Source organism: Oscillibacter valericigenes, from assembly GCF_016902445.1.
Classification (GTDB): domain Bacteria; phylum Bacillota; class Clostridia; order Oscillospirales; family Oscillospiraceae; genus Oscillibacter; species Oscillibacter avistercoris.
This window is the reverse complement of sequence record NZ_JACSNX010000005.1, coordinates 1-16779: the sequence shown is the minus strand read 5'-3', so window position 1 is coordinate 16779 and position 16779 is coordinate 1. Positions and strand designations below refer to the sequence as shown.

Here is a 16779-nt window from a genome sequence, read left to right as displayed (position 1 = left end):
ACGATTTGTAAACATTAGCACTCAAGTGAAAGGAGTGCTAACCAGTTGCCTTCACAGCAACAGATAGAAGATCCCCCCAGTATGATCAGCAGACTCAGCCCGGCGCCGAGTCCGGAGAGATACTCATTTCCCTCGCCGGAGACGACCTTTTTGATGGCGTCGATCAGAAAGATCACGAAGGTGAAGGGGGCAAAGATGCACAGGAAAAAGCACGCCCCAAGAAGAAATTCCAGCATATGCGGTCTCCTCACACATAGCTCTGGGTGGTCACGTCGAACACGCCCCGGGTGGTGATCCGCAGGGAGGGGATCACCGGCAGGGCCATGAAGCTCAGGGTCATGAAGGGGTCGATGCCCGGGTTGACGCCCAGGGCGTGGGCCTTGGCCTTGGCGAATTCCAGCTTCTCATTGACGGCGGTCAGGGGTTCGTCGCTCATGATGCCGGCAATGGACAGGGGGACCTCCGCCACGGGCTTGCCGCCGTCCCAGACCACGATGCCGCCGTTCAGCTCCACCACCCGGTTGGCGGCGGCGGCCATGTCGGCCTCGCTGGTGCCTACCACGATGATGTTGTGGGAGTCGTGGGAGACGGAGGTGGCCACAGCGCCGGATTTCAAACCGTAGCCCTGGAGGAAGCCGATGCCGATGTGGCGGGTGTTCTTGTGGCGCTCCACCACGGCGATCTTCAGCACGTCGTACTCCGCGTCGATCCGGTCGGAGTAGCCGGCGTCCACGGTGGTGATCTCCCCGTTCACCATACCGATGATGCCCCGGGGCCGGGCCTCCGTGAAGTCCTGCGCCGTCAGGTGCTCCACGTGGAAGGTGCTGTGGGCCCGCTCCGTCAGGTAGGGGTCGATGGCCGGGGTGGGGAAGTCCTTCACCACGCCGTGATCCACCATCAGCTCGCCTTTCTTGAACACCTTCTCGATGTGGAAGTCCTGGAAGCTGTCAATGATGACAAAGTCCCCCAGGTAGCCCGGGGCGATGGCGCCCCGGTTGTTCAGCAGGAAGTACCGGGCGGCATTGTGGCAGGCCACCTTCACGGCGGTGATGGGGTCCACCCCCAGGCCGATGGCCCGCTTGACGATGTAGTCGATGTGGCCTTTTTCCAGCAGGTCGTTGGGGTGCTTGTCGTCGGTGCAGAACATGCACCGCTCGGAGTATTTGTCGCACAGCAGGGGGGCCAGGGCGTCCAGATTCCGGGCGGCGGTTCCCTCCCGGATCATGATGAACTGGCCCCGCTCCAGCTTGGCGATGGCGTCGTTCAGGTCGTGGCACTCGTGGTCGGAGTAGACGCCGGCGGCGATGTAGGCGTTCAGGTCGTTGCCCACCAGGTCCGGCGCATGGCCGTCGATCTTCTTGTGGTGGGCCTGGGCGGCCACGATCTTCTCCACCGGCTGGTCGTCCCCGGCGATGATGCCCACGAAGTTCATCATCTCCGCCAGGCCCTGGACCCGGGGATGGTCGTAGAAGGAGTCGATGGCCCGGTAGTCCAGCACGGCGCCGGACTCGTCCAGAGGCGTGGCCGGCACGCAGGAGGGCAGCATGAACCGCACGTCCACCGGCAGGTCCTCCGTGGCCTGGAGCATGTACTCGATGCCGTCGGTGCCCATGACGTTGGCGATCTCGTGGGGGTCGGTGATGACGGTGGTGGTGCCGTGGGGCAGCACGGCCTTCACGAACTCCTTGGGGGAGACCAGGGAGCTCTCCAGATGGATGTGGGCGTCCAGGAAGCCGGGGAGGACGATCTTGCCGGTGCAGTCCTCCTCCACGGTGCCGGAGTACTGGCCCATGCCCACGATCAGCCCCTCCGCCACGGCGATGTCGGCGTGGCAGAGCTCGTTGGAGAAGACGTTGACATAGGTGGCGTTCTTCAGCACCAGGTCCGCCGGCTCCCGCCCGGCGGCGGCGTTGATGATGCGGCGCTTTTTCAGCAGCTTCCGGTTGATCTTGCCAGCGTAGCTCTCAGACATAGAACCACTCCTTCTGTTGAAAATTGAAAGCATCATATTAACTTATATCAGATATAAATTGCAATAATGCTGTATGGTTATAGAGAGTATAAGCCATAAACCGGTATTTGTCCACAGAAAACGGGAGAAAATTTTTGCGGCGGACCAGTCGCGGCTGCAACAGGCATCTGCCGGGCGCTTCTGGTAAACTATATATTAAATATATAAAATGGTCACAGAGGATTTTCCGGGGATCGGCGGCCGGAGCCGCCAGAAAGGAAGGCAACATGGATAACAAAGCGTATCAGAAAATGGACTACGCCCTCTGTCTGCTCTCAGCGGCGGCGGATGGCAGGAACCACGGCTGCATCGTCAACTCGTTCCACCAGGTGACTTCCTCTTTCCCGCCCAAGTTCACGGTGGCGGTGAACAAGGACCACGAGACCTGCAAGGCTGTCCAGGCGGCTGGGAGCTTTTCCGTCACGCTGCTGGACGCGGACGCGCCGGCGGAGCTGATCGACACCTTTGGCTACAAGTCCGGCCGGGTGGCGGACAAGTTCGCCGGCCGGGAGGTCCAGACAGACGGCAGCGGCAACCCCTATCTGAAGGAGCATATGGTCTCCCGCATCGCCTGCAAGGTGGTGGACCGGCTGGAGATCGGCAGCTATATCCTGTTTGTAGGACAGGCTGCGGAGGCGGAGGTCCTGGGGGACGGGAAGGTGCTGACCCTCCAGGCCTACACGGACCGGGGCAAGGCCACGCCGCCTGCCGCCACCGTCTACCGCACCGTGGAGATCAATGGCTACCGCTGCACCGTCTGCGGCTATGTGTACGAGGGAGAGTCCCTGCCGCCGGACTTCCGGTGCCCCCTGTGCGGCGCCCCGGCGGAGAAGTTCGTGAAGATCGAAAAATGAGGACAGGCCCCGCGCCGAATGGCGCGGGGCCCGCTGCTGCCGGCTGCGTGCCGGAGGGCAGAGCGCTGTGCGGTCCGAAAGATCTGTTCCGAAAAACGCTCCGGGGCTTTGCCGCTCCGGAGCGTTCTTTTCGGATGGCGTCAGGCGTCCAGCAAGCCCAGGCTCACCAGGAACTCGCGGGCCACCTCGTCCACGGTGCGGCCTTCCACATCCACCTGATAGGTCAGCTCGGTCATCTGCTGGGTGGAGATCTTCCCGGTCAGCTGCTCCAGGATGCCCTCCACCTCCGGGTATTTCTCCAGCAGGTCGCCCCGGACGATGTACATTCCGTAGTAGTCCGGGAAGAAGCTCTGGTCATCCTCCAGGACCTTCAGGCCGGTCTTGATGTTCAGACCGTCTGTGGTGTAGACCACAGATACGTCAAAGGTGCCGTTTTCGATGGCGGAGTATTTCAGGCCCATGTCCACGGATACCGCGTCCTTGAAATTCAGGCCGTAGAACTTCACGAAGGGATCGTACTTCATGCTGCCCTCCAGCGTGAAGAACTCCTGCTCCGCGCCGAAGGTCAGCTGATCCGCGATGGGGATCAGGTCGCTGATGGTCTCCAGACCGTACGTATCTGCCAGCTCCTGAGGCACGCCGATGGCATAGGTGTTTTCAAAGCCGGGCCGGCCCAGTACATGGATGTCATAGTCTGCCAGGGCCTTTTCCTTCACATACTCGTAGATGGTCATGCCCTCCGGCACGTCGGGGGTGTCCTGATGGAAGAAGGTGGTCAGCAGTGTGCCGTCGTAGGAGATCATCAGGTCGCAGGTGTGGCCGTCATCCTTCAGGGCATTCCAGTTGTTCACCTGGGACATCTGGTCCTGGATGGTGACGGTCAGGTCCGTCTGGTCCTCCACCAGCATCTTCACCATGTGGTGCATCAGCTGGGTCTCGGAGTAGTCGCCGTCATACAGCAGGATGTCGCCGGTGCCGCCCCGTCCATAGGGCAGCAGGGCGATGAAGGCCGCCACGATCAGCGCCACCGGGATCCACATCTTTTTGGAGCCACCCCGACTCTTGCGCATCTGGCCTTCGAACCAGCTCATGATGAAGTCCAGCGCCACGGCGATGACCATAAGCACACCGGTGGCCGCCAGGATCAGAGGCATATCCGAGATGCGGATAGCCTGAGTAATGACGCCGCCCAGGCCGCCGCCGCCCACGAAGGCCGCGAACACAGCGGTGCCGATGGCGTTCACCACCGCGATGCGGATGCCGGTGAACACCGTGGGGAAGGCCAGGGGAAACTCCACCATCAGCACGCGGTAGGGCTTGCTCATGCCCATGCCGCGGGCGGCCTCCTTCACGCCGGGATCCACCTCCTGAAGTCCCAGGCAGGTGTTCCGCACAATGGGGAGCAGGGAGTAGAGGGTGATGCCTGTGATGACCGTCAGCTTGCCCGGATCCAGCACCACCATGATGATGCCCAGCAGCGCCAGGGAGGGGATGGTCTGCAGCAGGTCCACGATCCGCAGGATCACCGGACGAGCCACTTTGGACACATAGGCCCAGATGCCAAGGGGCAGGCCGACGGCGATGGACAGCAGGCTGGCCGCCAGCACGATAAACAGGTGTTGGAAGATCAGATCCCAGCTCATCTGCCCGCCTCCTTCCGCAGGCCACGGGGCGTGACCTTTTTCTGCAGCAGGTCGATCACCAGTCCGAAGAGAATGGCCAAAATGGCCGCCGGGATGGCCCCCAGCAGGATCAGGGTGTTATTGTTGGAATTGGTGCCCCGGTATACGAAGTCCCCCAGGCCCCCCAATCCGATCATGGAGGCCAGCACCGCCCAGGAGACGGTGTAGATGGTGGCCATCCGGAGCCCTGCGATGATGACCGGCATGGCCAGGGGAAGCTCCACCAGCAGCAGCGTCTGAAGAGAGGACATGCCGCAGCCCTTGGCGGCTTCGATATACTGGCTCTCCACCTCCAGAATGCCGGTGTAGGTGTTTTTCAGCACCGGGAACATGGCGTAGACACTGAGTGCCACGATCACCGTGGGATAGATGTTGCCCCACCAGATGAACAGCACGCCGATGAACACCAGGCCCGGGATGGTCTGGAAGATGGAGAGGATGGGGATGATGATGCCGGACAGCCATCGGGGGACCCGGGAGAGCAGGATGCCGAACACCAGCCCCACGGCAAAGCCGATGGCCGCGGAGATCAGCACATACACCGTGTGCTGGCCGATGGCCCGCAGCAGATCCGCTCCGTAGTCCTGGATCAGAGTCATCATTTGGCCTCACCCCACAGATTCTCCGCCACGGAGCGGGCAACGCTGGTCTTGGTGACGATGCCGGCGATGGTGTCGTCCGCGTTCAGCACCACCACGTAGTTGGCGCCGGAGTCCAGCAGATAGTCGAAGCTCTCTTTGGCCTCGTCGCCCACCCGGACGGTCCGGGCGGTCTGGCGGATCAGGGGCTCGATGGTCGTGAGCTCCCGTCCCCAGTGGCGGATGTCGCCGATGGAGATCGTGCCTAAGTACCGGTTCTGTTCGTCCGTGACCAGCAGGGTATCCACGCTGCCGCGGGCCATGCGCTCCGCGCACTCCAGCACGCCACGGTCCTTGTGGACGCTGAACACATTGGTGCGCATGAAGCTCTCCACCTTGGAGGGCGCCGTGTCCGGCGTGTGCTTGCCCATAAACGTGCGGACCAGGTCGTTGGCGGGATGCTCCAGCATCTCCTCGGGAGAGGCCATCTGCACCACCTCACCGGCGGACATAAAGATGATGATGTCTGCCAGCTTCAGCGCCTCGCTCATGTCGTGGCTGACGAAGACGATGGTCTTGTTCAGCTTCTGCTGCAGGCTCTTCACCTCATCCTGCAGGGATTCCCGGGTCAGGGGATCCAGGGCGGAGAAGGGCTCATCCATCAGCACGATGGGGGGAGAGGCCGCCAGGGCCCGCAGCACGCCGATGCGCTGCTGCTGGCCGCCGGAGAGCTCAGAGGGGTACTTGTTGGCATACTGCTCCATATGGACCAGCTGCAGCATCTCCTGGACGATCTCGTCGCACCGGGCCTTGTCGTACTTCAGCAGCCTGGGCACCACGCAGATGTTCTGGGCCACAGTCATGTTGGGGAACAGGCCGATCTGCTGGATGACATAGCCGATATGCCGCCGCAGTTCCACCTTGTCCTGGCTGTGGACATCTTTTCCGTCGATGCGGATGGTGCCGGTATCCGGCTCCAGCAGGCGGTTGATCATCTTCATGGTGGTGGTTTTACCGCAGCCGGAGGGGCCGATCAGGACCACGAACTGTCCATCGGGAATGGTGAAATTCAGGTCCTTCAGGACCGGGGTCTTGCCATAGCTTTTGGATACGTGTTCAAACTGGATCATACTGCTGCCTTCACTCCTTTGTCGTTACTAGCCGGTGGGCCGCTTCCGCGGCGCTGGGGCTTCCCACCAGGATGATGACGTCACCGCCGTACAGTTCGGCGTAGGGGCCGGGGGAGAGGATCACCGTCTGGCCCCGCCGGATGGCCACGATGGTGCCGCCGGTGGACTGCCAGAACTGCAGCTCTCCGATGCTTTTCCCGATCAGGGGGGAATCCTTTGGAACAGGGACCTCGTAGTTGGGAAGCGGCTGGCCGGCAGCTGCGAAGGTATCCTGGCTCTTGACCAGGGCCGTCACCGTTTCCGCCATGCGCCGGTTCACCTCTGCGGATTCCGCCAGCAGGTCCTTCAGCTGACAGCGCAGAGAGTGGATGTCCGCGTCTTCGGAGAAGTTGTCGATGTACCGCCTGGCGCTGTCGGCGGAGAGGACCACGGCCCCGCTCTGGGGCTTTACGTCCACCACCTTCATATCCGCCAGCAGCCGCAGGGCCTTGCGGATCGTCTCCGGAGAGACGCCGTACTCCGATGCCAGCACGGACCGGCCGTAGATCCGGCTGCCCTCCGCCAGCTCCCCCTGGGCGATGCGTGTGGCCAGATCCAGCGCGATCTGCAGATACTGGGCCGGGACAACTGCCTGCCTCATGGGATCCATCACCTTCTCTTCTGCGATTGTATGGTCCCTATTATACACTGCCAACTTTAAAAAGTAAATAGAGATGGCAGTTAAAAAACGATAAAAATTTAAGGAAAATTTGCGGAAAAAGGAAAAAGTAGAAATGGGCGGAAAAAGAAGCCCCCTCCCGATTTCGCGGGAGGGGGCCTGAGCGGATGAGCTTATTTTCCGAAATGCTCCACGATATCCACCAATTCCGCGCCGATGCGTTTCTGCGCCTCCTTGGTGCCTGCTCCGATATGGGGCGTGCAGGAGACGGCCGGATGCTGGGCCAGAGCCCAGTTGGGATCCTTCTCGCTCATCCACACATCCAGGCCGGCGGCCTTGACCTTGCCGCTGTTCAGCGCCTCCAGCAGGGCCGCCTCATCCACGTTGGAGCCCCGGGAGACGTTGATGATCACCACGCCGTCCTTCATTTTGGCCAGAGACTCTGCATCCACCAGGGGCCTGTCGCCGCCGGGGGCGCAGAGGACGATGATGTCGGACCGGGAGAGCAGCTCGTCCATGGAGACGAAGTGCATGGTCTCGCACTCGCAGCCCTCCGGCTTGTTCCGGTGGACCACGGACAGCACATCCATGCCCAGGGCCTGACCCTTGGCGCCCACCATCTGGCCGATCCGGCCGTAGCCGATGACGCCCATGGTCTTTCCGGCAAGCTCAAAGCCCTTGGAGTAGGCCTTCTTCTCCCACTTGTTTTCCCGCATGGTGTGGCCCGCGATGGAGATGTTCCGGGCGCAGGAGAACAGCAGCGCCAGGGCCAGCTCCGCCACCGCGTTGGAGGAGGCGCGGGGCGTGTTTCTGACCTGGATGCCGTGTTCCTCCGCATATTTCACTGCAATGTTGTCCACGCCCACGCCGGCGCGGATGATGAGCTTCAGGCGGCTGCCCGCAGCGGCATCGATCTGCGGCTCCTTGATCTTGGTGGCGCTGCGGATGATGACCACGTCAAACTCCCGCAGGGCCGTGCCTAGCTGGTCGGGCTCGTAAAACTGCTCAACGACCTCATACCCATCTTTGCGCAGCTGTTCCATCGCGCCGGCGTCCATGCCGTCGGTGACCAAAACTCTCAATGCCATATTGATATGACCCCTTTCATGCATTTCCGGCACACCCCAGGGGTGCCAACGTCGGAAAATCCCAAACGCCCATTGGGGGACAGGCGTCACCGGCAAACCGGAAGGGGGAGGCGAAGCGTCAGGCTTCGCCAGAGTGAAGAGTGGAGAATAGAGAGTGGAGATATGCCTATGGCATCCCACCAAATGCTCCGCCCCTCAAAAGGAAGGGGGCTAGGGGAAACCATCCGGTTTCCCCAGTTCGTTCGCCTCCGGCGAAAGAATAAATTCTAATCATTTTCGGCAGGGCGTGTACCTGTCGAAAATTCCCCGACCCGTGCGCCCTTGGGGCGCACACACCAGTGACCGACGTCACTGGTGAGGGGGAATAGCGGAGGCAGACCGCAGGTCTGCCGGAGCGTAAAGGGGGGACGCAGTCCCCTCTTTAAGTGTGCTCCGCCTCGTACTTCTTCAGGAACTCCACCAGAGCCTCCACGCCCTCCTTGGGCATGGCGTTGTAGATGGACGCCCGCAGGCCGCCCACGCTCTTGTGGCCCTTCAGGTTGTCGAAGCCCGCGGCCTTGGAGGCGGCCACCACGTCGGCGTCCTGCTCCTTGCTGGGAGTGACGAAGGGCACGTTCATCAGGGAGCGGTCCTCCTTCCGGACAGCGCCGGTGAAGAACTTGCTCTGGTCCAGGAAGTCATAGAGGATGGCGGCCTTCTCCTCGTTGCGCTTGTTCATGGCCTCCAGGCCGCCGTTCTTCAGCAGGTACTTGAACACCTTGCCGCAGCAGTAGATGGCCCAGCAGTTGGGGGTGTTGTACAGGGAGTCGTTGTCCGCGTGGGTCTTGTAGCTCATGTAGGTGGGCACGAACTTGGGCAGGTCGTCCCGCAGCAGATCCTCCCGGACGATGACCACTGCCATGCCGGCGGGGCCCACGTTCTTCTGCACGCCCGCCCAGATCAGGCCGTACTTGGACACATCGCAGGGACGGGAGAGAAACATGGAGGACTGGTCGCTCACCAGCACCTTCCCCTTGGTGTCGGGCAGCTTGAAATACGTGGTGCCGTTGATGGTCTCGTTTTCGCAGATGTAGACATAGTCCGCGTTGTCAGGGATGTCCAGGTCGGAGCAGTCGGGGATGTAGGAGAAGTTCTTGTCGGCGGAGGAGGCGACGATCTTCACCTCGCCGTACTTCTGAGCCTCCTTGATGGCCTTCTTGGACCAGTTGCCGGTCTCCACATAGCAGGCCACGCCGTTTTTCATCAGGTTCATGGGCACCATGGCGAACTGGACCGTGCCGCCGCCCTGGACGAACAGGACCTTGTAGTTGTCCGGGATGCCCATCAGCGTCCGGAGATCGGCCTCCGCCTCATCCCGGATCTGCTGGAAGACCTTGGAGCGGTGGCTCATCTCCATCACGCACATGCCGCTGCCCCGGTAGTTCATCATCTCAGCGGCGATCTCCTCCAGGACCTCCTCAGGCATCATGGCGGGTCCGGCGGAAAAGTTGTAGGTACGTCCGTATTTCATGTTTTCATCCTCCAAACCTTTCAAATTCCAGGCGCACGGCCGGCGTGCTGCTGTACGCCTGTCTCTGAGTCCAGTATAGCATAGAATCTGCAGGAATCAACCGGAAAGCGCCGCGCGCGGGAGAAAATCCCGCCGGATGCAGTTGCAAAAACCGCCCTCATGCCGTATAATTCTTGGCGGAATCTTTACGTGAGGATCCGCCGGCGGATGCCGGCCCGGCGGACCAGGGGGGAATGGACGTGGAAAACAGAGCGGATCCGGGGAGGACCCATGCGGGGCTGTATGTCCGGGCCATGGCCAAATGGCTGGCGGTAGCGATGGTCACAGGGGTGTTCTGCGGTGTGGTGGGGTCCCTGTTCCACATCGGTGTGGAGCGGGCCACGGAGCTGCGGGAGCAGCATCCGTGGCTGCTGTGGTGCCTGCCGGCGGCGGGCCTTGTGATCGTGGCCTTCTACAAGCTGACAAAGACCGAGGGCCAGGGCACCAACGACATCATCGAGGCGGTGCACCACGGCAAAAAGCTCTCCATCTGGCTGCTGCCTGCCATCTTTCTGGGCACGGTGCTGACCCATCTGTGCGGCGGCAGCGCCGGCCGGGAGGGGGCGGCCCTCCAGATGGGCGGCACCATCGGCCACCACACAGGAGGGCTGTTCCGCCTGGACGACCGGGACCTGCGCACCGCCACCATGGCCGGCATGGCGGCATTTTTCTCTGCCCTGTTCGGCACGCCCCTCACCGCCACCGTGTTCGCCATCGTGGTCATCAGCATCGGCGTGGTGTACCACGTGGCGTTCATCCCGTGCCTGACGGCGTCTCTGGTGTCCTACTGGATCTCCCTGGCCATGGGCGTGGCGCCCACCCGCTTCGCCGTGGCGGCGCCGGCGCTGGAGAAGCTGATGCTGCTGCGGGTGGCGGTGCTGGCGGTGGGCTGTGCGCTGGTGTCTGTCCTGCTGTGCAGGACGCTGCACTTTGCGGAGCATCAGATGAAAAAGCGCCTGCCCAACGCCTGGCTGCGGGTGGCCGCGGGCGGCTGCGCCGTGATCGCCCTGACGTACCTCTGCGGCACCCGGGACTACAACGGCGCCGGCATGGACATCATCACCGCCGCCGTAGAGCAGGGCTCCGCCCGGCCGGAGGCGTTTTTGCTGAAGATCCTGTTCACGGCCGTGACCCTCTCCGCCGGGTTCAAGGGCGGCGAGGTGGTGCCCTCCTTCTTTGTGGGGGCCACCTTCGGCTGTGTGGCGGGGCCGCTGCTGGGGATCCCGGCGGGCTTTGCAGCCGCGGTGGGCCTGACGGCGGTGTTCTGCGGAGCCACCAACTGCCCGCTGGCGTCCATCTTCCTGTCTGTGGAGCTGTTCGGCGACGGTGGCCTGCTGTACTTCGCCCTGGCCTGCGGCATCAGCTACATGCTGTCGGGCTACAACGGCCTGTACTCCAGCCAGACCATCGTCTACTCCAAGCTGAAGGCCCAGTATATCAATGTCCGCACCAACGCCCACCACGCCGGGGAGCCGGTGGATCCCTTCCACCAGGAGGGATCTTCGGAGGGAGAGGACTGATTTGCGGCGGCGCATGAAAAGGCCCGGCTGCCATTCTTGGCAGCCGGGCCTTTATCGGATTTCTGACCGGGAAACTGGGTTGGATCGCCCGATTCCGGCATAGAGTAGCATCGGTGATGCGATGATGGAACTTCCCCGGGATCCCATGGCGCTGACGACCGCCGTCAATACCCTGGCGGTCATGCTGGCCGCCGGGCTGAACGACGAGGATCTGGAGCTAGCGGCGGTTCTGCTGAATCAGCTGGGGGACACGCTGGGTACGATCGCCGCCCAGCGCCGCCGCGGCGGGGGCCGGACCTGAGGGATCAGACAGCGGGCGGCGTCAGCTCCGTGGGGCAGGGCTCGCCGGCGGCCATAGCGCAGATGCCTCCGATGCCGCAGGAGACCATGCTGGCCACGGCGGCGTCGGTGTAAAAGGCCATGTGCTGGGTCATGATGACGTTGCGGAACTGGTGGAGATAGAACCAGTTCCGGTTGGGCAGGATGTCCACCCGGTGGTCGGCGTGGATGATGCCCTCGTCCCCCTCCACGGTGTCCATGCCCAGGGCGCCGATCTTTCCCGTCTCAATGCCCTCGATCAGCGCCTCGATGTCCGCCATCTCGCCCCGGGAGCAGTTGATGATCACCACGCCGTCCCGCATTTTGGCGATGGTCTCCCGGTTGATGAGGTGGCGGTTGGAGTCCAGCAGCGGCATGTGGAGGGTGATGACGTCCGACTGGGAGAGCAGGCCGTCAAAGTCCACATAGGTCACCATGCCCTCCAGCGCCGGATTTTGCCGCAGATCATAGGCCACCAGGCGGCAGCCGAAGCCGGAGAGGTTCCGGGCCACCTGGGCGCCGATCCGTCCGGTGCCGATGATGCCGATGGTCAGATCCTTCATCTCCCGGCCCTGAAGGCCGGCCAGGGAGAAATCGTTGACCTGCCCCCGCCACAGGGCCTGCTTGTAGTGCCGCAGGCACATGAGGATCAGCATGACGGTGAAGTCCGCCACGCCGTTGGGATCATAGCGGGCGTTGCACACCCGCAGGCCGATGGAGCGGGCGTGGTCCAGGTCGATGTGGTCGTACCCGATGGTCCGGGTGGAGAGATACCGCACCCCCTGGGCATAAAAGGCGTCCAGCAGGGCGGCGTCGATCCGCCCCTGCCCCAGGATGGAGACGCCGGCGCAGCCGGCGGCCAGGGCGGCGTTTTCCAGCGTGGGCACTGCGTCGGTGACGGCCAGCTCCACGCCGTGGAGCGCCGCCTGCTGTTCCAGGTCCGCCTGCTCGTCGGGACGGACCTCATAGACCATGATCTTCATAAAACCTCCGAAACTCTCTGGACAGAGGGCCCCGTCAGCTTTTCAGCAGCCGGCGGGCCACCTCCACATTTTTGTGCTCCATGGCCTGGAGCGTTCGTACTGCGGCCTCCTGAGTCTCCGGGTGGGCGGCCTGCGCCACGCACTGGTCGATCATGGACCGGAGGTCTGTCTCCGTCAGATCCGCCAGGTCCACGAACAGGTCCTGCCCGATATACCGCAGGAAGGCGGAGACCTTGGGGTCATAGACCACGCCCGCCAGGGGGATGCCCTGCCCGGCGGCGAAGATCAGGGCGTGGAGCCGCATGGACACCACCGCCTGCATCCGGCTGAGGGCGCCGATGATGGTCCCGGCACTGCCGGCATCGTTGAGAAAATAGTGGGGGATGGTCAGTCCCCGGGCGGCCAGCTGGCCGGCCCCAGGGTCCAGATGCTTCTCCACCGCCACGAACACCGGCGTCAGCCCATAGGTGCGATAGGCGTACTCCGCAGCTGCCCCGAAGATAGGGGCCTTCTCCTCAAAGCCCTTCCACCGCCGCAGGGCGAAGCAGAGATACTGGCCGCGGGGCGGGATGCCGGAGCGCAGCAGCACACTGTCGACCTCGTCATCCGGGGCCTTCCGCAGCGTCAGGGCCGGGTCGGCGGTCAGCAGGATCTCCGGCTCTGTGACGCCCATGGACCGCAGCTCCTCCAGGGAGTCCGGCTCCCGCAGGGTAATGACGTCCACATTCTGGTTGATGATCTTGGCGGCCAGCTTCCGGTGGCTCTCCCGGGTGACGGGGCCGATGCCGCAGCCGTACATCTGCACCCGGTTGCCGGCCCGCTTGGCGGCCCGGATGTTGGCCAGATAGAACCACAGGGAACGGCGGGAGGTCACGTCCTGGATTAGGCTGCCGCCGCCGTTGATATACAGGCGGCTGTTCCACATGGCTGTGTGCCAGGCCAGGAAATTGGAACGGTGCACTGCCCGCACCCGGTAGGTGAGCCGGGTGCTCTTGGGGTCCTTGCTGAGGACCGTCATGGGCATGTCCGGGTCGATGGATCGCATCTCCTGCAAAATGGCCTCCAGGATGGCATCGTCGCCGGCGTTGCCCCGGCCGTAGGCACCGCAGATCACCACGCCGTCCCGCGCGGCGGAGCGGCGCTGGTGACGGCGGAGAATGGAGGCGTAGATCTGCAGTTGGGTGGACACCGTGTTCTGGATGGAAAAATGAGAGGAGGCCTTTTCGTAGAGCTTCTCTCCCAGCCGGCGGCGCAGCTCGTCGTCGCTGCCCAGGGCGGACAGATAGTTCCCCAGGGACTGCCAGTCGCCGGGGCGGAAGAGATAGCCGTTCACACCCTGGTCGATGAGATAGGGGATGCCTCCCACAGCGGTGGAGACGGTGGCCAGGTGGAATCGGGCACCCTCCGTCAGAGCGTAGGGGAAGGTCTCCGACAGGCTGGTGAGGGCGTTGATGTCCAGTGCGCTGTAAAACCGGTCCATGCCGCCGGAGATCCACCCGGCGAAGCACACCTGCCGCTCCACGCCCAGCTCCGCCGCCAGTGCGGTGAGCCTGCCCTTTTCCGGGCCGTCGCCGGCGATCAGCAGCCGCAGACGGGGGCACTTGGCATAGCCCGCGGCAAAGCCCCGCACCAGGGTGGCCATGTCCTTCACCGGATTCATCCGGGCGGCGATGCCCACCACCACGGAGTCCTCATCCACATCCGCCCCCAGGCTCCGCAGGTATTCCAGCCGGTCCTCCTGAGGGGGCGGGGGTGTGAAGTCGATGCCGTTGTAGATGGAGTAGAACCGGTCCGCCGGGAAGCCCCGGGAGATCAGAAGGTCCACCATGGCGTCAGACACGCCGATGCGGTAGTCCAGCTTCCGCAGGGCCAGGGCGTTGATGGTGCCGAAGGTCAGGTGGCTGAGAGGCCGGCCCATGTAGTCCAGCCGGTAGTCACTGTGAACGGTGGTCACCACCGGCAGCCCTGTGACCTTGCGGAGCATGGCGCCGATCATGTTGGCCCGGGAGCCGTGGCAGTGGATGATCTCATAGCCGCCCTCCCGGATATAGGCCGCCAGCGTCCGCCGGGTGCGGAAGACGTTGTTGCCCTCATAGATCATGGTGGGAATGCCCATCTGGCGGGCTTCCTCGGCAAAGGGGCCGTCCCGGAAGCACACCAGCTGGGCGGTGATGGTCTGATTCAGATGCTGCAGCAGGCTCAGCACGTGGGTCTTGGCGCCGCCGGAGTCGCCGCCGCTGATGAGATGGATGACTTTCATGGAATGCCTTTCTTTCCGCTTTTCGCAAATGGGGGTTGTGAAATCGTAAAAAATATTATACAATATGAACCAGTTATTGTCCAGCCGACAAACGCCAAATACAGGCGCATCTGCGCCGTTTACGGAGGAGACCATGGAAGAAAAAGCAAAGCGCATCGGAAAGTTCAACATCATCGACATCATCGCCGTGATCCTGATCCTGGCAGTGGTGGCTTTCGGCGCCTGGAAGCTGTTGGGCAGCAGCGGCGGAGGAACAGACGGAGAGACCGGCATGGTGAAGGTGACCTACGTGGTCAAGTGCGAGGGCGTGCCCGCGGAGCTGTACGAGACCTGCAAGGCCCATCTGCCGTCGGATCTGATGGCCTCCGGCGCCCTGGTGGGCGGCCAGATCGAAAGCGTGGAGATGGAGCCCTACTATGTGCTGGGGCCTGACGGACAGTGGATCGAGGACCCGGAGCAAGTGACGCTGTTCTTCACCGCCACCACGGAGACGCCTGCCGGTGAGGTCATGACCACCAAGGTGGGGGACCAGGAGGTCCGGATCGGCAAGACGGATTACATTCTGAAGAGCGAGTACATCGAGTTCTCTGACGGCACCATCGTGGATGTCCAGTGGGAGGAGCCTTGAATCGGAGCAGCCCGGCCATCGGCCGGGCTGCTTTTTTGGATCCGGAACCTAAGACTCCAGCGCGAGCGCTGCGGCTCGCTCCGCGTGGATCCGGGTGGTGTCGAACACCGGCAGGGCGGTGTCGGACTGGCGGATCAGCAGGCCGATCTCCGTGCAGCCCAGGATCACGCCCTGGGCGCCCCGGGCGGCCAGCTTGTCGATGACGGCCAGATAGCCCCGCCGGGAGTCCTCGGAGATGACGCCAAGGCACAGCTCGTCGTAGATCACGCGGTTCACAAAGGCGATGTCATCCTCCTCCGGGATCAGCACGTCGATGCCGGAGGCGATGAGCTTGTCCTTGTAGAAGTCCTGGGTCATGGTGTACTTGGTGCCCAGCAGCGCCACCCTGGAGACGCCCTTCCGGTGCAGCGCGTCGGCAGTGGCCTCTGCGATGTGGACCAGGGGGATGCGGATCTGACTCTGGATCTGAGGCGCCACCTTGTGCATGGTGTTGGTGCAGATGACCAGCAGGTCCGCCCCCGCCCGCTCCAGATTTTGGGCGGCCTCGCCCAGGATGGCGGCGGAGCGGTCCCAGTCCCCGGTGGCCTGGCAGGCCTCGATCTCGGCAAAGTCCACACTGTACAGCAGGATCCTGGCGGAGTGCAGTCCGCCCAGGGCGGCCTTGACCGCCTCATTGATGATCTGATAATAGGGGACAGTGCTCTCCCAGCTCATACCGCCCAGCAGTCCGATGGTTTTCACAGCGGCGGTCCTCCTTACAGGGAATTCTTGCCCCGGGCCATGTACTTGCCCGCCGGGGCCTCCGCCAGGACCTTGCCGTCCTCCACGGACAGCCGGCCCCGCAGCCACACCTGCCGGATGCCGCCGGCGGTGACGAAGCCCTCGTAGGGGTTGTAGTCCACATTTGCCACGCAGTCCTCCGCACGGATCACATGGCTGGCGCCGGGGTCGTAGACCACGATGTCCGCGTCGCTGCCGGGCCGCAGCACGCCTTTGCGGGGATAGAGGCCGTACAGCCGGGCGGGATTCTCGCTGAGCACCCGGCACATCTGGGCGGCGCTGATCTTCCGCCTGGCCACGCCGTAGGAGTACATCAGCTCGCCCCGGGTCTCCACGCCGGGCAGGCCGCCGGGGATCTTCGTGAAGTCCTCCCGCCCCATGTCCTTCTGGGCCAGGGTGAAGGAGCAGTGGTCCGTGGACACGGTCTGGATGGCGCCCCGCCGCAGGCCCTTCCACAGGTATTCCTGTTCCGCCTTGTCCCGCAGGGGCGGCGCGCAGACATACCGGGCCGCGGCGGAGTAATCTGCATTGAAATACACGCTCTCGTCCAGCAGCAGGTACTGGGGGCAGGTCTCCACGTAGACGGTCTGCCCCCGCTTCCGGGCGTGGTCCACCTCCAGCAGGGCCTCCCGGTTGGTGAGGTGGACGATGACCACCGGCGCGTCCGCCGCCTGGGCGATCCGCAGCAGGCGGCTCACCGCCTCCGCCTCCAGATACGGGGGGCGGGTGCGGGGATGGGA

16 protein-coding genes are annotated in these 16779 nt (G+C 63.4%); 4 read left to right on the top strand and 12 right to left on the bottom strand.

The annotated features are described in order from the left end of the window. Positions 1-14: 14 nt before the first annotated feature. Together H9X91_RS05465 and ade are read right to left on the bottom strand one after the other, a co-directional pair. On the bottom strand, positions 15-236 hold the full coding sequence (locus tag H9X91_RS05465) for a hypothetical protein (RefSeq protein ID WP_204803352.1): 222 nt from the start codon (positions 234-236) through the stop codon (positions 15-17). Between the two features lie 11 nt (positions 237-247). Further along, the gene (ade, locus tag H9X91_RS05460) at positions 248-1972 is read right to left on the bottom strand and encodes an adenine deaminase (protein ID WP_204803350.1); all 1725 of its coding nucleotides are present in this window, start codon (positions 1970-1972) and stop codon (positions 248-250) included. A 266-nt stretch (positions 1973-2238) separates the two neighbouring features. Here ade and H9X91_RS05455 point away from each other — a divergent pair, with 266 nt between their 5' ends. Further along, positions 2239-2865 carry a flavin reductase gene (locus H9X91_RS05455; protein ID WP_204803348.1) on the top strand — a complete coding sequence of 209 codons (627 nt, stop codon included), beginning with the start codon at positions 2239-2241 and terminating at the stop codon, positions 2863-2865. 140 nt (positions 2866-3005) lie between these two features. Here H9X91_RS05455 and H9X91_RS05450 read toward each other — a convergent pair whose 3' ends face one another. The 6 genes from H9X91_RS05450 to serC all read right to left on the bottom strand — a co-directional run bounded on the left by H9X91_RS05450 (position 3006) and on the right by serC (position 9511). Continuing rightward, positions 3006-4508, bottom strand: a complete 1503-nt coding sequence (locus H9X91_RS05450; protein ID WP_204803346.1) for a glycine betaine ABC transporter substrate-binding protein — start codon at positions 4506-4508, stop codon at positions 3006-3008. After that, positions 4505-5149: an ABC transporter permease gene (locus tag H9X91_RS05445; RefSeq protein ID WP_204803344.1), complete on the bottom strand. Its 645-nt coding sequence runs from the start codon at positions 5147-5149 to the stop codon at positions 4505-4507. The genes H9X91_RS05450 and H9X91_RS05445 overlap by 4 nt, the downstream gene beginning before the upstream one ends. Continuing rightward, on the bottom strand, positions 5146-6255 hold the full coding sequence (locus tag H9X91_RS05440) for an ABC transporter ATP-binding protein (RefSeq protein WP_204803342.1): 1110 nt from the start codon (positions 6253-6255) through the stop codon (positions 5146-5148). The genes H9X91_RS05445 and H9X91_RS05440 overlap by 4 nt, the downstream gene beginning before the upstream one ends. A gap of 10 nt (positions 6256-6265) precedes the next feature. Continuing rightward, the gene (locus H9X91_RS05435; RefSeq protein WP_204803340.1) at positions 6266-6895 is read right to left on the bottom strand and encodes a GntR family transcriptional regulator; all 630 of its coding nucleotides are present in this window, start codon (positions 6893-6895) and stop codon (positions 6266-6268) included. 191 nt (positions 6896-7086) lie between these two features. Next, positions 7087-8001: an NAD(P)-dependent oxidoreductase gene (locus tag H9X91_RS05430; protein ID WP_204803338.1), complete on the bottom strand. Its 915-nt coding sequence runs from the start codon at positions 7999-8001 to the stop codon at positions 7087-7089. 421 nt (positions 8002-8422) lie between these two features. Further along, positions 8423-9511 (bottom strand): 3-phosphoserine/phosphohydroxythreonine transaminase, encoded by a 1089-nt coding sequence (serC, locus tag H9X91_RS05425; RefSeq protein WP_204803336.1) that lies wholly within the window; start codon positions 9509-9511, stop codon positions 8423-8425. Positions 9512-9804: 293 nt separating this feature from the next. On the opposite strand from serC, the gene H9X91_RS05420 reads away from it, so the two are divergent. Beyond that, positions 9805-11070, top strand: coding sequence for a chloride channel protein (locus tag H9X91_RS05420; protein ID WP_243414448.1), 1266 nt, complete (start codon positions 9805-9807; stop codon positions 11068-11070). Positions 11071-11194: 124 nt separating this feature from the next. Further along, positions 11195-11371: a DUF6774 domain-containing protein gene (locus H9X91_RS05415; RefSeq protein WP_204803332.1), complete on the top strand. Its 177-nt coding sequence runs from the start codon at positions 11195-11197 to the stop codon at positions 11369-11371. A gap of 4 nt (positions 11372-11375) precedes the next feature. Here H9X91_RS05415 and H9X91_RS05410 read toward each other — a convergent pair whose 3' ends face one another. Together H9X91_RS05410 and csaB are read right to left on the bottom strand one after the other, a co-directional pair. Then, entirely contained in the window at positions 11376-12371 is a 996-nt protein-coding gene (locus tag H9X91_RS05410) for a D-isomer specific 2-hydroxyacid dehydrogenase family protein (protein ID WP_204803330.1), read from the bottom strand. 34 nt (positions 12372-12405) lie between these two features. After that, positions 12406-14631 (bottom strand): polysaccharide pyruvyl transferase CsaB, encoded by a 2226-nt coding sequence (csaB, locus tag H9X91_RS05405; protein WP_204803328.1) that lies wholly within the window; start codon positions 14629-14631, stop codon positions 12406-12408. Between the two features lie 133 nt (positions 14632-14764). Between csaB and H9X91_RS05400 the strand changes: the two genes are divergently transcribed. Next, a complete protein-coding gene (locus H9X91_RS05400) occupies positions 14765-15259 on the top strand; it encodes a DUF4330 domain-containing protein (RefSeq protein WP_204803326.1) in 495 nt (164 codons plus the stop codon). Positions 15260-15307: 48 nt separating this feature from the next. Here H9X91_RS05400 and H9X91_RS05395 read toward each other — a convergent pair whose 3' ends face one another. Both H9X91_RS05395 and H9X91_RS05390 read right to left on the bottom strand, forming a co-directional pair. Then, on the bottom strand, positions 15308-16000 hold the full coding sequence (locus H9X91_RS05395) for an amino acid racemase (protein ID WP_204803323.1): 693 nt from the start codon (positions 15998-16000) through the stop codon (positions 15308-15310). A gap of 14 nt (positions 16001-16014) precedes the next feature. After that, the coding region (locus tag H9X91_RS05390; RefSeq protein WP_204803321.1) for an amidohydrolase family protein at positions 16015-16779 on the bottom strand (765 nt) is incomplete at its 5' end.